Genomic DNA, 16397 nt, shown 5'->3' with positions numbered 1-16397 from the left:
CACCGGCGTCCTCGACGACCAAGGAGTATGCGACAGATGACCAGCACCGAGAACGGTCTGCACCGGCGGTCCCTGTTGACCGGAGTCGCCGCCCTGGGAGCGGCGGCCGCCCTGCCCGCGGCCCCCGCACTGGCGGCGGCCCCGCCGGCGCCCACCGCCGGGGCGGCGCCGGCGGCGACCACGCCGACGCGGCGGCACCCGGCGAACTGGCCCGACCCCGAGCCGTACGGCCTCGCGGACGCCCGGACGGACCTGTGGCCGCGCGAGGACAACTCGTTCGTCCTGCCGCTCGAACTGCGACCCCGTGACGAGGAGCGCGGCCAGGTCTGGATGCGGGACACCTACGTCAACTGTTTCGTCGTCGACGGCCGTCCCCTCTATGTCGCCACGGGCACCACCCGCGTGCCGGGGCTCACGGCGGCCGCCCCGTGGAACGACGGCATCTTCGTGTGGACGTCCCCGTCCCTCCAGGGACCGTGGAGGCTCGCCGACACGACCGGCATCCGGCCCGGCGCGGAGAAGGGCAAGGTGTGGTCGCCCGAGTTCGTCGGCGAGAACCGGCCCGGGAGGACGGTCGTCGCTCCCTGGCAGGAGTACTGGCACGACCAGCAGTTCGGCAAGCGCGGCGAGGCCTGGGCCCCGGAACTCCACCTCTTCCGCGGCACCTGGTACATCGTCGCGTGCATGGGCGACCACTCCCGGAAGGTCGGCTCCTTCATGCTCGTGAGCGAGGGCGGGGTCGAGGGCCCGTACCGGCTCGTCGAGGGCAACCTCGACAAGCCCTTCGGCGACTGGTTCATCGGCGGGCCGAAGTTCATCGAGCCCGGCGCGTACCACCACATCGACGGCGGCCTCTACACGGAGGGCGACGACGCGTGGCTCGTGCTGCACAACGACCTGTACGCCAGGTTCAGGGACGACATGGAGGACATCGTCCCGACCACGGACCTCCCGAAGTTCCGGCAGCGGCCCTACTCCCCCGAGCCGTATCTCGAAGGCGCCCACGTGTTCAAGTACGGAGGCAAGTACTACCTCCTCCACGCCGCGTGGGACCGCACGTCGATCAACCCGGACGGCAGCACGCGGTACGCCTACGATCCGCCCGGCGCCGGCCGCGTGCAGTACCAGTACGACGCGGTCGTCGCCGTCTCCGACCACTTCGAGGGCCCGTACTCCGAGCGGTGGACCGCGGGCGTCGGCGCCGGGCACAACAACTTCTTCACCGACCACAGCGGCCGGCCGTGGGCGACGTTCTTCCGCAACCCGGCCGCCGGCCACTGGTCCCACCCGTCGCGCGTCGCCGACGCCGCCGTGCCCGGTGTCGTGCGGCTGGAATGGACCGGCCCGCAGGGCAACCGCCTGTACGTCCAGCGCCGGAACCACGGTCAGGCGACGCGGGACTGACGAGCCGTCATGGGGGGCCGGTCCCTGCGGCGGCCCGCCGCGGGGCCGAGCCGGGACCTTCCGGCAGCCGGGCGGTCCGAGCCGGGCCCTTCACCGGCCCGCCACGGGGCTGAGCCCGGACCCTCCCGGCGGCCCGCCACCGAGGGAGCCCGGGTGCGCCGCGGACGCGGGCGCACCCGGGTGAGGCCCCGCGGCACGGCGAGCGTCTGTGACGGGCCTGGATCAGTCCACGTAGACGGCTCTGTCCTCCACGCAGTTGGAGATCCTCTGCTCCAACAGCGGTTCGCCTCCGGGGCGTTGTGATGTGGGGCCGGGCACAGGCACCTTCCCGGCCGCAGGGTCGGCGATGGTCGCCGCCGGCGTGGGGCAGCCGCCGCCGAAGGGACAGTGCACCGGGTCGAGCTCCGGCGTGCCGCAGTCGGGGGACGGCTCCGGTGCCGTGTACGGCGAGGGTGGCGTCACCGGTGGGGCACTGCGTTCGATGAGCTCGGTGGTCACGTATCCGGAGAGGGCGACGAATGCCGCGGCGGCTGCCGCCAGGCCTGCCGGGCGATGGCCGGTCACCGGCCGAACTCCCGCGTGGCTCGCCGACTCCCCCGCACATGACGGTCGTTGTGCATGAGCACCGCCGCCCCCTCTGTGATCGATGCCGCACCTCGGCCACCGTACAAGTCCTCGGACGACACCGGCCGCACAGCTCGGCGGAGCCAGGACGCCAGGCGCCCGAGCCCTTCCGCGCCGCCGTGCCGTCGTCCCGGCGCCCCCGCCCCCCGGCCGGCCCGGAACAGCCGCGATGACGAGGCGTGAAGGGAGTGCTAATAGGGTGATCCCATGTCTGTCACGTTGAGTTCCACGAGAACCCGCGCCGCGCTCAGGTCGTCGGCGCGTATCTCCGTCGAGTTGCTGCTCGTCCTCGTGGCGACCGCGGTGGCCCTGTGGGTTCTGGGCCGGATGTGGTCGGTCGTCTGGCCGCTCATAGTCGGCCTGCTCCTCACGACCCTCACGTGGCCCCTGACCCGTTTCCTTCGGCGCCACGGCTGGTCACCCGCCCTGGCCGCGTCGACGGTGACCGTCCTGTTCCTCGCGGTCGCCGCGGGCGTCGTGGCACTGATCGCGGTGCCGGTGGCGTCCCAGTCCGGCGAACTGAGCGACGGCGTGGTCGAAGGCATCCAGAGACTGCGTGAATGGGCCGCCGGGCCGCCGCTGAACATCGGTGACGCCCAGATCAACCAGGCCTTCGACAGCGCGGTCGCCCGCGCCCAGGACGGCGTCGGCAGCATGGTCTCCGCGGTGGTCACGGGAGTGGGCACCGTGGTCAACGGCGTGGTCACGGCCGTCCTGGCGCTCTTCCTGATGTTCTTCTTCCTCAAGGACGGCCCGCGCTTCCTGCCGTGGCTCGCCCGTCAGTTGCCCGGCCGGCTCGCCACCGACGTCCCGACCGTGGCCGAGCGCGGCTGGGAGACCCTGGGCTCGTTCGTCCGTTCCCAGGCGGCCGTCGGTCTGCTCGACGCCGTCCTGATCGGCCTCGGCCTGTGGGTTCTGGGTGTGCCGCTGGTGCTCCCGCTCGCGGTGCTGACCTTCGTCTCCGCGTTCGTACCGATCATCGGCGCCCTGTTCGCCGGATTCGTCGCGGTGCTCATCGCGCTGGTCTCCAACGGCCTGACGGACGCGCTCATCGTGCTGGCCGTCATCGTGGTGGTGCAGCAGCTCGAGGGCAACGTCTTCCAGCCCATGATCCAGAGCCGCGGGCTCGGGCTCCACGCGGCCGTGATCCTGCTGGCGGTGACGCTGGGCGGCAGCTTGGCCGGCATCGTGGGCAGCCTGCTCGCCGTACCGGTCGCAGCGCTGATCGCGGTGGTCTGGAACTACGTACGCGAGCAGCTCAGCGACCCGCCCCAGGAGCCGGAGACCGACGAGCCGCACGCCTCTGCCGCCGTCCCGTCGTAACAGCCACGCGTGCCGGGCTGTCACGACAGGACGGGCTCCGAGGTGGGGGGCAGCAGGTCAGTGCGCGGGGAACGAGTCCGCGCGGACCTGCGGCGCCGGGGTGCTGGACACGCGATAGCGCCCGTTGGGCAGGTGCGCGGAGGCGGTGTCGGTGATGTGCACCGTCAGCGGGCCCGCCCATTCATAGCCCTTCTCCTCACCGTGGCGGGCCAGCGTGTCGATCAGCGCCTGCCCCAATTCCTCCTCCTTGCGCGCGAGTTCTCTGCGCACGCTGTCGGCGAGTTCGATCTCGTAGGCGTTCGGCACCACCACACGGCTTTCGCTGCAGACCACGGCGTGGTCGTCGCATTCGCGCCGCAGGGCGTCGAGCAGTTCCACCGGCTCCCTGCGGAACACCTTGGCGAGCAGCGCGCCCTGCTTGCGCTCGAGGGCGAGTTCCCATCGGCTCAGCGTTCCCATGGCCACTCTTCTTGCCCGGGGCGGCGTCGTCACGCCTGTGTCCGATGCGGTGCGGTCGCTCAGGCGGTGAGCAGAGAATCGTCCTCGGGCCGTGCACCGGGCAGTCGGTGGCGGGCGGCGATCAACGCCGCGTCGATGTCCCGGGTGCCGGTGGAGACGCACAGGGTGTAGGCGATGTCGTCCATGCGCTGCCGGCTCTCGGCGCTGCCGTTCTCGGCGTGCAGCACCTTCAGCGTCTCGTACTGCTCGACCAGGTTTCCGAGGATGGCGGGGTGAGCCATCAACACAGTCGTCTCCTTCCGTTACCGCCCTTCGGGGCTCTGGGAGCTTTGTGCAGCAGCGCTTTCCCTCTCTTCCGCCACTCATGCCTCAGAAGAAGCGGCGAGCTTCGGCCCTGTCCTGCCGGCGGAAACGACCCGGCCTGTACTGCCCGGCGGAAGCGACCCCACGGGTGCGGCTGAGGAACCGCTGCGAATCGGCCGCCGGACGCCCATCGGGGGAAACCCGTGGGGAGAGGCGCGCGGCACCCTTTCCCGGCCGATGCGGCCAGTTATGTTCGACGCCCGTCCGCACCTCGCCCGGACCGGCGAACGAGAGGGAGAGACCATGCCGCTCTATCTGTCGAGATTCAGTTACACGCCGGAGAGCTGGGCCAGGATGATCGGCAACCCGGAGGACCGCAGAGGGGCCGCCCAGGCGTACATCGAGTCCGTCGGCGGGAAGCTCCACGGGTTCTGGTACGCCTTCGGCGAGCACGACGGCTACACCCTGTGGGAAGCGCCCGACAATGAGTCCATGGCAGCGGTCGCCCTGGCCATCACCGGCGGCGGAGCGCTGAGCTCGCTGGAGACGACCGTCCTTCTGACCGTCGACGAAACGATGGACGCGCTGGCCAAGGCCGCGAAGGTGCGGTACAAGGCGCCCGGCGCCTAGGACCTGTCCAGGCAGTCGCGTTCCGCCACGGCCACCGGCACGGGCGGGTGGAGCGCGACCGGCCCCGTCACGAAGGCGACGACGGGCGCGCGCTCCCTGTGCCGTGCCCAGAAGCCCCCGACCGTGGAGTGATCTGCCGTAGGTCCAGGAGGCCGGTGAGCTCGGCCTCCGTGGCCGGCCTGAGTGTCGACAGGACGTGCCGGGCGGCCGGCAGATCCGCGTGATGGCCTTCCACCGTCACGGTGTGGACGAGGCCGTCACGGAGCAACCGCAGTTCCTGGCGTTCGTAACCGCCCTCGTACGTGAGCAGTTGGCGTCCTTCGCCGTCGTCGACGCAGTGGATCGGGTCACCGAAGGGAACGGGGCAGCCGCGGGCGTCGGTGCGCCGGGGGTCGTGTCCGGCGCGTTCCACGCCGAGATGCAGTCGTACCGAATCGGGTCGCACGTACTCGGCACCGAAGGTGTCCTCGCCCGCGCCCAGGGCTCGCAGGGTGTACCCCGGCGGCGGATCGCCGACTCGTAGCACACCGCGGTCCACGCCGTTGGCGGCAAGGTGCTCGTCGAGAGTGGGCGGCCGTGCGGCGTCCAGGTAGGCGTACGCTCCGCCGCCGACGAGGACGGCCGCCGCTCCGAGGGAGCCCAGCTTGATCCGGGTGCCGGGGAGGAACAGTGCCGCCGCGAGCGCGTAGCAGGAGCCGCCGACCGCGTAGAGCGGAAGGGCGTTCTCGAGGTGATCGATCTCGAAGTTCACCACGGCGGCCACGGAAGCTCCGGCCGTGCCGGACACGTGGACGCTCACCGTCCATATCCACCGGCCGCTCGGCCGATGGGCGAGCGGAACGATCGTGCGGGCGGCGCTCGCGACACCCGCGAGCGCCCCCAGTCCCAGAAGGGCCGCCAGGATGAGGAGGCCGCCGCGCAAGGTCGCCGCGTCGACGAAGAGGGCGATGAGCACCACCTGCAACTGCACAGCCGTCAGAACGCCTCCGACGAACCACACGGCTGCCAGATGGGCGGCCCGGCGCCCCGTTTCGTTCATCCCTGCCATTCTCGTGATCACGCCGTATCGGCGGCCGCGGTTCCCTGACCACAGCGGACACGGACGGCGCCGCGGGCGCTCGCGTCCGCCGGCGTGGCTCAACGGCAGATCGTCGCGCTCGACGGCGCCGTACTGTGCGGGCGGGCCGGCCCCGCGGCCGAGGGAAGCGGCATTTGCCCGTAACAGCCTGCCCGCTGCGCAACTTCACGCAGCGGAAAGGCGGTTACGGGCGGACACCCCGAACCCGGCCGCCGCCGGATCAGCGTGGTGCTCGGATACCGTCGATGATGCGGGTCCAGTTGTCGCCGCCGTTTCCATCCTCGATCGCGCGCCGGTAGTGGGCCTGGACGGCCGACGGGAGGGCGAGGTCGAGGCCGAGGGACGCGCTCGTTTCGACGATGTGGTCGGACGTCGCGCCCATCATGGTGACCGTGCTGAGGTCGCCGGGGTGCTCTCCGGCATCCAGTGCGACGCCCGGGTTTCCTTCGCCGGCCCTCAGCATGTCACCGATCGAATCCGTGAGGGCGAGCAACTCCGGTAGCGCCTCCTGGGCCTTCATCCCTGCGTTGCCGAGCATCGCGGTGGCGTGCATCAGTCCGGACAGGGTGGTGAGGAACACCGCGAGGTGGGCCTGGTACATCATCTGGGCCAGGCCCGGATCTTCCCCGAGGTATTTGGGTGTGCCGAGTGGTGTCAACGCCGCCAGGTGACGGTTCATGACGTCCTCGGGGCCGCTGTAGTAGATGTAGGACGCCTCCGTGCCGACCATGGGCGCCGGCGCCATGACGCCGCCGGTGAGGAAGGTGGCGTCATGGCCTGCCGCCCACGTCGATGCCTCGCGGCTGCGGTCGGGAGTGTCGGAGCTCAGGTTGACGAGCGTCCGGCCGGCGAGCGATCCGGTGGCGCTGTCGAGGATGTCGTACATCGCCGGGTAGTCGGTGAGGCTGAGGATGATCAGGTCGCTCGCCTCGACCGCCTCGCGAGGTGTCGCCGCGAGCGTCGCTCCGTCGGCGACGACGCCGTCGGCCCGGCCGGCGGTACGGTTCCAGACGGTGACCGGGTGGCCGTCGGCGAGGAGGGTCCGGGTCATGGCCTGTCCCATCGGGCCCAGCCCGATGACGGTGACGGCGCTGTCTTGCCTGGTGTCGGGGTTCTGTCGTTCGTTCACCCCTCCATGCTCGGAGAGTGCCACTATTCTCGGTAGTACCCACTATTTACTGCGGTACTTACCTTTTTGTAAGGGGCGATCAGTGATGGCGAAGGCGCCGAGGTGCGGGCCGTACATCTGCGGTGTCGACGCCGCGCTCGACGTGGTCAGCGGCAAGTGGAAGGGGTTGATCCTCTGGGAGCTCGACACCCATGGTGTGCGCCGCTTCGCCGAGCTCCGTCGCGGTCTGCCGGGAGTGAGCGAGAAGATGCTGACTCAGCATCTGCGCGAGATGGAGGCGGACGGCCTCGTGCACCGGGAGGTCTACGCCGAGGTGCCGCCTCGGGTGGAGTACTCCCTGACCGAACACGGGCACACGCTCAATCAAGCGCTCGGGCCGCTGGGCGCGTGGGGGACCGAGCGCATCCGCCGCGAGGCCATCGACGTGGTCGACGTGGTCGCCGTGACCGAGACCTCGCGCCGCTAAAGCGTGTTGCAGAAGGCTGCGTTTGGGCAGGCCAGGGCCGGGTTTGTGGCCAGCGTGATCATGCGGCGAGGGCGAGGTTGTGCATGTGGGCGACGGCTTGGACTGCGTGGTGGAGACCGCTGCCGCGCTGTCGGCAGTCGCGGAGGATCTTGTAGTGCTTCATGCGGGCGAAGGCGTGCTCGACTCGGGCCCGGACCCTGCGGTGCTCGGCGTTGTCTTCCTCCTCGCCCGGCAGCAGGGCCCGGCCCGGGCGTTTGCGATGCGGGACGACGAGTCCGGTGTTGAGGTAGGCGCCGTCGCCGAGCACGGTCACGCCCTGACAATGCTGGGCCAGGCCGGAGTCCCGCCACGCTTTTGCGTCGGCGGTGGTGCCGGGCACCGGCCTGGCTGCGGCGATCACGAGTTTGGAGTCGGCGTCGATGATGACCTGCACGTTCGCCGAGAACCGGTAGTTGCGCGAGGACGCTCCGACCTTCCGGTCGCGGACCGGGACGAGGGTGCCGTCCACGATCCACAACCGCTCGACCGCATCAGCAGGACGGGATGCCGGCTCAATCGCCAGCAGCGGCCGCAGCCGTTGAATGACGCGGCACACGGTCGCAGAAGAAACGCCGAAGAGCGGCGCGAGCTGCCGCATGGTGAGGTTCGTCCGGTAGTAGACGGCCACCAGCAGCACCCGGTCCGCCAGCGGCAGGCACCACGGCCGACCCCCACCCGGTCCGTTCCCGCCCCGTTCCCGGACCACCTTCAGCAGCCGTTCGAACTGCCGCATCCGCAGCCCGGTGAACGTCTCCACCCACAACGGCTCAGCCCTCAACACCCCACCCATACAGGGGAAATGCCCGCGTCGCAGCCTTCTGCAACACGCTTTAGAGCGTGTCTCTTTGATGGGTTGATCAGTTGATCAGATGTCTGTCCGGTTAGTGATCACTGATGCGATGTGGGACCGGATCGAGCCGCTGATGCCGGCCGATCCCGTCCGTGGACGACGGTGGGCCGATCACCGCCGCACCCTGGAAGCCATCGCGTGGAAGTACCGCACCTGCTCGCCCTGGCGAGACTTGCCCGAAGAACTCGGGCCCTTCCAGACCGCGCACAAACGGCTGATCAGGTGGGCGACGGCACATGGGAACGGATCCTCGCGGCTGTCCTCGCGGTGGCGGATGCCGACGACGACGTGGGCTGGACAGTCTCGGTGGACTCCACCATCTGCCGGGCTCACCAGCATTCGGCCGGAGCTAGGAAAAAGGGGCGCCCGGCCGGTCCGAGCCGGAGGATCACGCACTTGGACGCTCCCGCGGTGGCCTGAGCACGAAGGTCCACCTGGCCAGTGACAGCCAGGCACGGCCTCTGTCCATCCATGTCACTGCGGGCCAGGCTGGCGACGCGCCGGCCTTCGAGGCGGTCATGGCCGGAATCCGGGTTCCGCGAAGGGGACTCGGCAGGCCACGAACCCGTCCTGCGGTCGTCCTTGCGGATCGCACGTACTCTTCCCGCGCGATCCGTAGGCATCTGCGTCGACGCGGCGTCCGTGCCGTTATCCCACAACCCGCGGATCAGATCGGCCATCGTCTGAGGCGAGGCCGCGCCGGAGGTCGTCCGCCCGGCTTCGACGCTGAGACATACAAGGAGCGCAATGCTGTCGAGCGGTGCATCGCCCGACTCAAGCAGTGGCGCGGCCTCGCAATGCGCACGGACAAGCTCGCAGTCGCCTACCAGGCCGCCTTGCACCTCGCTGCCATTCTGATCTGGTCCCGCAGGTGACAGTGCGCTGCGTAAGCCGGTCTACGTGAGGTCCGTGCTCGGGTGGCGGCGCCGGTCCCATCCGGCATAACGGTCCAGCAGCGTGAGGAACTCGCTCGCCTGCAGGTCCTTCTACTCGGTGTCAGGCAACCAGGCGGTGTGGAAGCTGACTGTTCCGCCCAGCGCACCGATGCCGATGCCCGCCGCGAGGACGAGGAACAGGCGCACCGCAACGAAGTACCACGGCGACACATGGGCGACGAAGTGCGGCTTGCGTGGGTCGTGGATCAGGTTGATGGCAAGGAGCTGCCGCTTGATGCGGTACGTCCGCGCAACTCCGTCAGCGGTAACGTACGTGAACACGCCCGGCCTCGTGCGCTCGGCGCGAACAGTGATGCCGTGCCGGTGCAGGACGGCACGGCGGTGGACATCCTCCACGGCGTAGGCCACCAGTGCCAGGCCAATGAGGATGAATGGGCCGCCGAGCAGTGCTGCGAAGGCGCCATCGGAGCCGCGGGCGATGCCGACCCATGTCACGTAGCCGATAAAGGCCACGACCGGCGCCCCCAGGAGGGACAGCAACTTCCAGGGAATGCCTTGGTTCGGCTCTGACTCGGTGGTGACCGCAGCCGCGGCGTCTGGGTCACGTTCAGTCGGCAGGGCGCCGGAGAGAGCGGTGGCGAAGGCGGTGGTGGCGGTCGGGTTGGGGCCGGCGATGCGATGTCTGACGCCGCTGGTGAGGACGATTTCGATGGTTCGCGGAGCTGGGACGCATATCTCCTGAACTGCCGAAAGCGGTATCCGCGTGCGCTGCCCGTCACGCACGATCTCGACCGTCTCGCTGTCGAACGAGGTCTGCACCCTGTGCCCGCGGAGCAGCTGAGCCGAAAGTGAAGTCATGAGCCTGATCATGGTGTATGGCAGCTAACCCGCACCACTGAACCAGCCGGGAATTAGACCGTGGCCTACGGGTGAGGCGGATGAGTCGCTTGTAGGCGGCTTCTCCAGCAAGGAGACAGGCTCTAGCGGCGGACGGCCCGATGCCCGAGGGCGACGCGGCGAGCGCGGCGTCGCCGCCTCGGGCCGCGGCTGCGCCACCGGCTCGGGCATGGGCGGACACCAAGGGCTTGTCCGCGCGATCGCCCGTCTGCCCGCACCGTCTGCGGCTGCCCGCGCGATCGCACCATCTGCGGGCTGCCCGCGCGTCGCCGCGTCTGCGGCCGTCCGCGCGTCGCCCCGTCTGCTGATGAGGCAGTTCCTGTCGCTGTGGACCGTGGGTACGAGCCGGGCCGGTTTGCCGCGGATCGAGGCGGACGGCGTCGGTGGTATCGGGGCCGCTTACCGGCGGAGCCGCAGCGCCGGCCGGCCGGCCGGGCCGTGACGGCGCCTGCTCCGTCCGAGTGATCAAGGGCCGCGACGTCGGTCTCCGGGGGCATGGTCCCTCTAACGTACGGCCAGGCGGCCGCACGGGGCGCGGCCCTCAAGACGTCGCTCAGCGACGCGGACAGGAAGCAATCGGCAGCAGCTCACCGCCCCCAATAGCGGCCGCTCCTCCCCTCCCCCGCCCGCAACCCGTGCAAGAAGCCCGACCTCCGCGCCGAAAGGTCCCGTCATGCACCCCGCGCTCAGCCCCGACGTGCTCGCGACTCTGCGACAGCCCCGCCCGTACCCCGCCGTGTCGCTCGTGATGCCGACACACCGCCGCGAACCGGATGTCTCCCAGGACGCCGTACGTCTGCGCAACCTCCTGGCCAGGGCCGAGAAGGCCCTCAAGGAGGACCCGGACGTTCCGCGGGAGCGGCGCGTCGATGTGCTGGGCCAGTTGGAACGGGCTGCCGAGGAGGTCGACCTCGCGCATGCCGAGGACGGCCTGGTCGTCTACGCGGCACCCGGGGAGCACCACGTGTGGTCGGTGGGCCGGACGGTCGCGGAGCGAGTGGTCGTCGCCGACACGTTCCTCACGCGCAACCTCGTCGCCGCCGCGGCCGCCGAGCAGCCCTACTGGGCACTGGCCGTCGCGGCCGACAGGGTGTCCCTGTGGAGCGGGGGGCCGGAACGGACCGTCGAGTACACCGCCGACGGCTTTCCCCTGACCCGCAGCCTGGAGGACCCGGACGCGGAACGCAAGGAACGTATCGGTGACCTTCCGAGCACCTACCAGGACGAGGACACCCGCACCTTCTTCCGGCAGGCGCACCAGGCACTGCGGGCCGTCCTCTCCGGCACACCGCGACCGCTGTACGTACTCGGTGATGCCCCCGCGCTCTCGCTCCTGGAGGCGACGGGGCCGCTGGAGGACGGCGCGGTGACCGTCCAGCACGGTGGACTCGCGCAGGGCCCCGCCAACGCCGTGCACCAGGCCGTGGAACCGGCCCGCCAGGAGCGTGAGGCGGCTCTGACCAGGACGGTGACAGCGGAGCTGGACGCGGCGCAGGGGCGACGCGAGTTCGCAAGCGGTCTCGACGAGGTGTGGCGGGCCTCGAAGGACGGCCGGATCCGTCTGCTGGCCGTCGAGGAACACTTCCGCGCGGTCGTACGTGACGTCGGCGACCATCTTGAGCCCGCCGACGCTTCCGGACCCGACTCACGGGACGACATCGTCGACGAGGTCGTCGAGCAGGCCCTCGAAACCGGTGCCGAAGTCCACTTCGTACGCGACGACACGTTGGAGCACTCCGGACGGATCGCAGCCGTTCTGCGCTACTGAGGCCACTGATCACGACTCCACGACGCGAGGTTCGATCGTCGATCGCCGGCGTCCACGACGGGGTGCCGGCCGCCGGCTCCGCCGCGGGGCTCGGGCGGAGTCCCCGCGACGGGCCGTGCGGCCGCACAGCAGGCGCTGATCGCGCCACTTGCTGTGCGGCAGGACCGTGCCCACGGCGGCGTTGAATCCGAGGGGGCACCCGTGAACTCGGCGCCGCCCAGAGCGGCTTCGGTACTGGCGAGACGGGGTGCCGGGCGAAATATCGCCCGGCCCTGTTACGCAGCGGGCAACACACCTGCCGTGCACGACCGTTCGGCCGACGGGCGTCAGTCACGGTGCCGGCCTCCCGCTACCGTGGGGCCATGTCCGCGTTCATACAACAGCTGCCTGCCCTGATCGGTGTGGTGGTCGGCGCCCTCGGCTCGTACTTGGCCATCACCCGGGGCGACGCGGCCCGCTTCCGCCGCGAGCAGGCGGCCCGTTGGGAGGAACGGCGGCTGACGGTCTACGCCGACTACGCCAGGGCGCTGAAGAAGACCGTCACCCTGGCGTACCGGATCGCCGCGCATCTCGGCAACGACCCCCACCCGCACCCCCTGTCGCCCGAGGACGCGGCGCCTCACCTGGCCGAGGCCGCCGTCGCCCGGGACCCCGCCGGGGAGGCCCTGTTGATGCTGGGGAGTCCGGATGTGGTGGAGAAGGCCCGCGAGTGGGTCGTCGCGGTGATGGACATGGAAGCGTTCCTGCGCGCCCGGACCGTCGATTCCGACACATGGTCGGCGATGCTCGAGCGCCAGCGCACCGCGCGCGAAAGGTACTACTCGGCCGTCCGGAACGACCTGGCGCTCCCGCCGGGCCACTCCGGGGAATGGCAGGTCCCGTCCACGCGACCTTCGTGAACGCCCGGCGGCCCTGAGGCTGTGGCGCTCGAAGCACCGGACCGGCTCCTCCTGGAAGTCTGCCGGATCGCGGAGGAAGGCGACGACGACACGTTGCCGCGCCGCGGTGGACGCTACGGGCTTCATGGGCGGCGGCCAGGTCGAGCCGGTCGTTCTGTCGCGGCGGCATCCGGGACACCGGGCGGGAGTGCAGAGGAATCTGCTGCCAAGGCTCGGAGGGCCGACTGCCGACCAGAGGACCGCAACGTCCGTGCCCAGCTGGGGAGTTAGCTTGATCACTTCCTCGCGGGTGGCAGCCGGTAGGCGGTGACACCACTGCTACAGTCACGCAGCCTTTCGGTCTCCAGTTCGAGGGAGGGGCCTCGACAACCGGAAGGACAGGGAGGGTTTTTCCGTTGTCCGTACGACGTTTGCGCAACCTCTGTGTCGTGACCGGTACCGCAGCTGCCTTGACGGTCGCCACCGCCACGGGTGCCTGGGCCAACTGGAGCAAGGCGCCTTTCAGCTTGACCCAGGGAACCACTTCCCAGCAGTGGGTCGATGAGAGCTACAACGAGTTCCACGTCACCGGCTGCTTCCAGTCGGGAACCTCGAACCGTGTCGACGTGGCACTGTGGCAGCAAATCGACTGGGGCTCCGACAAGAAGCACGACACGTCGACTCTCACCAACTGCTTCAAGGGGGACGGGTACACGAGCACCGCTACCCAGTCAGGTCTTCCCTACGACAGCTACTACCTCGAAGTCACGAAGCTCGGCACCGGGTGCGGAGCTTGCACGGGGGTGGCTGACAAAGTCAGCGTAGACACGACCAAGGCTGACTGATCTCTGCCGGGCCGCCACGCGTACGGCGCGCGGCGGCCCGGTTCTTCTCCAAGCGAGGCTTCATGCGCTTCTCCTCCGCTCTTCGCACGCATCCGGCCGTTCTGGCCTTCCCCGTGATCGGGCTCTTCTTCGCCTACGTGTTCCTCACGAGTACCCGCAACATCGAGCGGCTCATTGCCGTGCCGTGGCCGGCGCAGGCCGCGTCGTACGCCGTTCATGCCCCGGTCCCGATGGCCGCCGCAGCGGTCGCGGCTCTGGCCGCGGTGGAGGCGACCCGGCTGCGGGCCCTCGGCGCCTGGGAGTTGGGGGCCGCACGGCCCACGTGGCGCATCGCGCTCCTGCCCGTCCTCATCGCCGTGCTGTGCCTGTCGGTCCTGACCGCCGGTGTCACAGCGGGTGGGCTGTGGGTGGTCGGAGTCCTTCCCGACCTGTATGTGCTGCACCTGATGGGGATCGTCGTCGTCCTGCTCACCGCGCATGCGGTCATCGGCTTCGTCATCGGGCGTCGGCTCCACGCGCTCTACGCCGCGCCGCTCGTAGCCGTGGTGGTCTTCGTCGGCATAAGCCTTCCGTTGGGGACGGACAGCTACTGGGCCCACCATGTCACCGGGTCCATCGGCTGGCTGGGGTTCGGTGAGGCGTACTCGCTGTCCATGACGATAGCCGCGGTTCTGCCGACGGTCTGTCTGGCGCTTGCCTGCGTCGTACTGGCGGGCCCCCGGCGTGTCCGCGTCACCGCTGTCGCCGCGTCCCTCGTGATCGCGTCCGCCGGTCTGCTCGGTGCCTACAGCATCACCAAGGACTGGCGATCGATCGCGCCGGCCACCAAGGGCCTTGCTCCGGTCACCTGCGAAGGGAGCGCTCCTGAGGTTTGTCTGCCGTCTGCCGGCTCCGCGCACATCCGAGAGATCCAGGACGAACTCGCCGCGATGACGGACCGCTTGCAGGCCAAGGGAATCATCGCCGCGAAGCCCACCCGCATCACCGACCTCACCGTGGCCAGTGCCCAGCAGATCGGCGCCAGGGGCGAGCAGTGGACGCTCGGCCTCGTGCCCGGCAACGCGGACAGTGCCCTTCGCGAGAACATCGCCATTGACGTGGTCGGGATGCCCTGCCGGGAACCGAACTGGAACTCTCTGCACTACAACACCCTCTGGGTCGCCCGGACGATCGGCGTGGAGAGCGAGTACCTCGACTGGTTGTCCCATGAGACCCAGGGGTTCAGCCAAGGGCAGAGCAAGAAGCAGCTTCTCGCCGAGATGACCAGGGTGAACGGTCTCCCCCCGCAGGAGCAGAAGACCTGGTACGCCGAGCGGCTTCAGCAGGCGTGCCGGGCAGGTCGGTGACCATGATCTGGTGGCTGCGCCAGCGCGGCGCACTGGGGATGCTGCCCGGTGCGCTGCTCGGCTTCGCCCTGGGCATCGGACTCACCCTGAACGTGGTTCTCGTCTTTCCCGCGTTCGTGGGGAACTACGCGATGGCGACCGAGCTCAGCAATTTCCTGTGCCTCGTGCCCTCTGTCGCCGTCGTCGTCTGCCTCGAGAGGCGGATGCCCTCAGTGGAACGATCCGCTGTACGCCGACTCGACGCGAGAGACGTCGCGTTGGTGTCCGGCTTCGCTCTTCTGGCGACCGTGGTCGCCACAGTCATGGCTCTTCTCGGTCCGGAGGGCATGTGGACGGCGGCGCGAAACAACCTGCTCTTCTGCGGACTCGCCCTGGGAGTCTGGCCGTTGGTGGGCCACCGTGCGACCCTGCTTCCGGTCTTCTGGATGATCCACTCCATGTTCCTCGGGGGGCGCAGTCGCAACGACCCTTATCCCTGGGTGATCGTCACGGAGCAAGCCGATGTCGTGCATGCCGCCGTAGGCGCCGCCGTTGTCTTTCTGGCCGGGGTTCTCTCGCTCATCTGCTTCACACCAAGGACCGACCGATGACTCTGCTGCTCGACCGTGTCACCTTCAGCTACCACCGCTGGATCCGCCCTGTCCTGAACCGATTCACCTACGAGGTCCCCGGTGAGGGTCTGACGATCCTGCTGGGCCCCAACGGGGCGGGCAAGTCCACCACGATGGCCCTTCTCGCCGGCACGGTCGAGCCGAGGTCGGGCAAGGTCCTGTTCAGCGGCTCTGGGCTCGTCTCCACCAGCCGCGAGTACCGCCGCCACGTCGCCTGGCTGCCGCAGCGGGTGCCCACCTCGCGGCAGTTGAGCGCCCGCGAGTACGTCGCCTACGTCGCCTGGCTGAAGGGTGAGAACCGCTCCGCCGCATGGGAGCGTGCCGGCACCGCGCTCGACCAGGTCGGACTCGCCGAGCAGACCGGGCGGAAGACGGCCAAGCTCTCCGGGGGACAGCTCCGCCGTGTCGGCATCGCCTGCGCCCTTGCCCATGACGCACGGGTCATTCTGTTGGACGAGCCGACGGCCGGGCTCGACCCTCATCAGCGCACGGTCTTCCGTGAGGTGCTGCGGGAGGTCGCGGCGAAGACACCGGTGCTCATGTCGACGCATGACATCGCCGACCTCGCCGACGAAGCCGACACCGTCACTCTCATGGACAGCGGTCGGGTTCTCCACCACGGCGGGACCCAGAGTTTCCTCGACCACGCACACGACGACGCCGTACCCGCTCGCAGGGCCGAATCGGCATACTCCGTCCTCATGCGCCTCGACGGCTCCCGCTGACGTCGCAGTAGCGCTGCGGAGGCGGCGGGTGTGCGCATGCGGTCGGCTCGTCGGCACGGTCGCCTGCCGCAACGCCCCGTGTCATTTCGTCGTCCGCTCGACGACCTGGGTCCCTGCCGACATCCC

17 protein-coding genes and 1 pseudogene are annotated in these 16397 nt (G+C 69.7%); 11 read left to right on the top strand and 7 right to left on the bottom strand.

The annotated features are described in order from the left end of the window. Nucleotides 1-36 precede the first annotated feature (36 nt). Nucleotides 37-1404 carry a family 43 glycosylhydrolase gene (locus AB0K36_RS20595; protein ID WP_364596280.1) on the top strand — a complete coding sequence of 456 codons (1368 nt, stop codon included), beginning with the start codon at nt 37-39 and terminating at the stop codon, nt 1402-1404. A 222-nt stretch (nt 1405-1626) separates the two neighbouring features. Here AB0K36_RS20595 and AB0K36_RS20590 read toward each other — a convergent pair whose 3' ends face one another. Then, entirely contained in the window at nt 1627-1968 is a 342-nt protein-coding gene (locus AB0K36_RS20590; protein WP_364596277.1) for a hypothetical protein, read from the bottom strand. A 267-nt stretch (nt 1969-2235) separates the two neighbouring features. Between AB0K36_RS20590 and AB0K36_RS20585 the strand changes: the two genes are divergently transcribed. After that, a complete protein-coding gene (locus tag AB0K36_RS20585; protein WP_364596274.1) occupies nt 2236-3351 on the top strand; it encodes an AI-2E family transporter in 1116 nt (371 codons plus the stop codon). Nucleotides 3352-3408: 57 nt separating this feature from the next. Here AB0K36_RS20585 and AB0K36_RS20580 read toward each other — a convergent pair whose 3' ends face one another. Both AB0K36_RS20580 and AB0K36_RS20575 read right to left on the bottom strand, forming a co-directional pair. Beyond that, a complete protein-coding gene (locus tag AB0K36_RS20580) occupies nt 3409-3810 on the bottom strand; it encodes a DUF3662 domain-containing protein (RefSeq protein WP_364596271.1) in 402 nt (133 codons plus the stop codon). 59 nt (nt 3811-3869) lie between these two features. Next, nucleotides 3870-4097, bottom strand: a complete 228-nt coding sequence (locus AB0K36_RS20575; protein WP_189464346.1) for a DUF5133 domain-containing protein — start codon at nt 4095-4097, stop codon at nt 3870-3872. A 319-nt stretch (nt 4098-4416) separates the two neighbouring features. Between AB0K36_RS20575 and AB0K36_RS20570 the strand changes: the two genes are divergently transcribed. After that, the gene (locus tag AB0K36_RS20570; RefSeq protein WP_189464345.1) at nt 4417-4743 is read left to right on the top strand and encodes a GYD domain-containing protein; all 327 of its coding nucleotides are present in this window, start codon (nt 4417-4419) and stop codon (nt 4741-4743) included. A gap of 67 nt (nt 4744-4810) precedes the next feature. Here the strand turns inward: AB0K36_RS20570 and AB0K36_RS20565 are convergent, their stop codons facing one another. Both AB0K36_RS20565 and AB0K36_RS20560 read right to left on the bottom strand, forming a co-directional pair. Next, nucleotides 4811-5782 (bottom strand): hypothetical protein, encoded by a 972-nt coding sequence (locus AB0K36_RS20565; protein ID WP_364596268.1) that lies wholly within the window; start codon nt 5780-5782, stop codon nt 4811-4813. A 259-nt stretch (nt 5783-6041) separates the two neighbouring features. After that, the gene (locus tag AB0K36_RS20560; protein ID WP_364596265.1) at nt 6042-6950 is read right to left on the bottom strand and encodes an NAD(P)-dependent oxidoreductase; all 909 of its coding nucleotides are present in this window, start codon (nt 6948-6950) and stop codon (nt 6042-6044) included. Between the two features lie 85 nt (nt 6951-7035). On the opposite strand from AB0K36_RS20560, the gene AB0K36_RS20555 reads away from it, so the two are divergent. Continuing rightward, the gene (locus tag AB0K36_RS20555) at nt 7036-7416 is read left to right on the top strand and encodes a winged helix-turn-helix transcriptional regulator (protein WP_364596262.1); all 381 of its coding nucleotides are present in this window, start codon (nt 7036-7038) and stop codon (nt 7414-7416) included. A gap of 58 nt (nt 7417-7474) precedes the next feature. Here the strand turns inward: AB0K36_RS20555 and AB0K36_RS20550 are convergent, their stop codons facing one another. Next, the gene (locus tag AB0K36_RS20550) at nt 7475-8245 is read right to left on the bottom strand and encodes a transposase family protein (protein ID WP_364596259.1); all 771 of its coding nucleotides are present in this window, start codon (nt 8243-8245) and stop codon (nt 7475-7477) included. 79 nt (nt 8246-8324) lie between these two features. On the opposite strand from AB0K36_RS20550, the pseudogene AB0K36_RS20545 reads away from it, so the two are divergent. Next, a pseudogene (locus AB0K36_RS20545) lies at nt 8325-9180 on the top strand (IS5 family transposase). A gap of 111 nt (nt 9181-9291) precedes the next feature. On the opposite strand, the gene AB0K36_RS20540 reads toward AB0K36_RS20545, so the two are convergent. Continuing rightward, a complete protein-coding gene (locus tag AB0K36_RS20540; protein ID WP_364596256.1) occupies nt 9292-10059 on the bottom strand; it encodes a hypothetical protein in 768 nt (255 codons plus the stop codon). A gap of 712 nt (nt 10060-10771) precedes the next feature. Between AB0K36_RS20540 and AB0K36_RS20535 the strand changes: the two genes are divergently transcribed. From AB0K36_RS20535 to AB0K36_RS20510, 6 genes are all read left to right on the top strand, one after another. Further along, nucleotides 10772-11866, top strand: a complete 1095-nt coding sequence (locus AB0K36_RS20535) for a baeRF3 domain-containing protein (protein ID WP_364596253.1) — start codon at nt 10772-10774, stop codon at nt 11864-11866. A gap of 362 nt (nt 11867-12228) precedes the next feature. Beyond that, nucleotides 12229-12765, top strand: coding sequence for a hypothetical protein (locus tag AB0K36_RS20530; RefSeq protein WP_364596250.1), 537 nt, complete (start codon nt 12229-12231; stop codon nt 12763-12765). Between the two features lie 428 nt (nt 12766-13193). Beyond that, nucleotides 13194-13589 (top strand): hypothetical protein, encoded by a 396-nt coding sequence (locus AB0K36_RS20525; protein WP_364596247.1) that lies wholly within the window; start codon nt 13194-13196, stop codon nt 13587-13589. 62 nt (nt 13590-13651) lie between these two features. After that, a complete protein-coding gene (locus AB0K36_RS20520; protein WP_364596244.1) occupies nt 13652-14935 on the top strand; it encodes a DUF7224 domain-containing protein in 1284 nt (427 codons plus the stop codon). 2 nt (nt 14936-14937) lie between these two features. Next, nucleotides 14938-15525 carry a hypothetical protein gene (locus tag AB0K36_RS20515; protein ID WP_364596242.1) on the top strand — a complete coding sequence of 196 codons (588 nt, stop codon included), beginning with the start codon at nt 14938-14940 and terminating at the stop codon, nt 15523-15525. Next, nucleotides 15522-16271: an ATP-binding cassette domain-containing protein gene (locus AB0K36_RS20510; RefSeq protein ID WP_364596239.1), complete on the top strand. Its 750-nt coding sequence runs from the start codon at nt 15522-15524 to the stop codon at nt 16269-16271. Before AB0K36_RS20515 ends, AB0K36_RS20510 begins: the two co-directional genes overlap by 4 nt. The last annotated feature ends 126 nt before the right edge of the window (nt 16272-16397 follow it).

The organism is Streptomyces kurssanovii (genome assembly GCF_040677245.1).
Classification (GTDB): Bacteria; Actinomycetota; Actinomycetes; order Streptomycetales; family Streptomycetaceae; genus Streptomyces; species Streptomyces kurssanovii.
This window is presented reverse-complemented; position numbering and strand designations above follow the sequence as displayed.

Bases quoted from the DNA above. Each gene is read 5' to 3' on its own strand.
- AB0K36_RS20510 (WP_364596239.1), top strand. From the start codon at position 15,522: ATGACTCTGCTGCTCGACCGTGTCACCTTCAGCTACCACCGCTGGATC.
- AB0K36_RS20565 (WP_364596268.1), bottom strand. From the start codon at position 5,782: ATGAACGAAACGGGGCGCCGGGCCGCCCATCTGGCAGCCGTGTGGTTC.
- AB0K36_RS20585 (WP_364596274.1), top strand. From the start codon at position 2,236: ATGTCTGTCACGTTGAGTTCCACGAGAACCCGCGCCGCGCTCAGGTCG.
- AB0K36_RS20595 (WP_364596280.1), top strand. From the start codon at position 37: ATGACCAGCACCGAGAACGGTCTGCACCGGCGGTCCCTGTTGACCGGA.
- AB0K36_RS20535 (WP_364596253.1), top strand. From the start codon at position 10,772: ATGCACCCCGCGCTCAGCCCCGACGTGCTCGCGACTCTGCGACAGCCC.
- AB0K36_RS20555 (WP_364596262.1), top strand. From the start codon at position 7,036: ATGGCGAAGGCGCCGAGGTGCGGGCCGTACATCTGCGGTGTCGACGCC.
- AB0K36_RS20515 (WP_364596242.1), top strand. From the start codon at position 14,938: ATGATCTGGTGGCTGCGCCAGCGCGGCGCACTGGGGATGCTGCCCGGT.
- AB0K36_RS20570 (WP_189464345.1), top strand. From the start codon at position 4,417: ATGCCGCTCTATCTGTCGAGATTCAGTTACACGCCGGAGAGCTGGGCC.
- AB0K36_RS20530 (WP_364596250.1), top strand. From the start codon at position 12,229: ATGTCCGCGTTCATACAACAGCTGCCTGCCCTGATCGGTGTGGTGGTC.
- AB0K36_RS20520 (WP_364596244.1), top strand. From the start codon at position 13,652: ATGCGCTTCTCCTCCGCTCTTCGCACGCATCCGGCCGTTCTGGCCTTC.
- AB0K36_RS20580 (WP_364596271.1), bottom strand. From the start codon at position 3,810: ATGGGAACGCTGAGCCGATGGGAACTCGCCCTCGAGCGCAAGCAGGGC.
- AB0K36_RS20540 (WP_364596256.1), bottom strand. From the start codon at position 10,059: ATGACTTCACTTTCGGCTCAGCTGCTCCGCGGGCACAGGGTGCAGACC.
- AB0K36_RS20550 (WP_364596259.1), bottom strand. From the start codon at position 8,245: ATGGGTGGGGTGTTGAGGGCTGAGCCGTTGTGGGTGGAGACGTTCACC.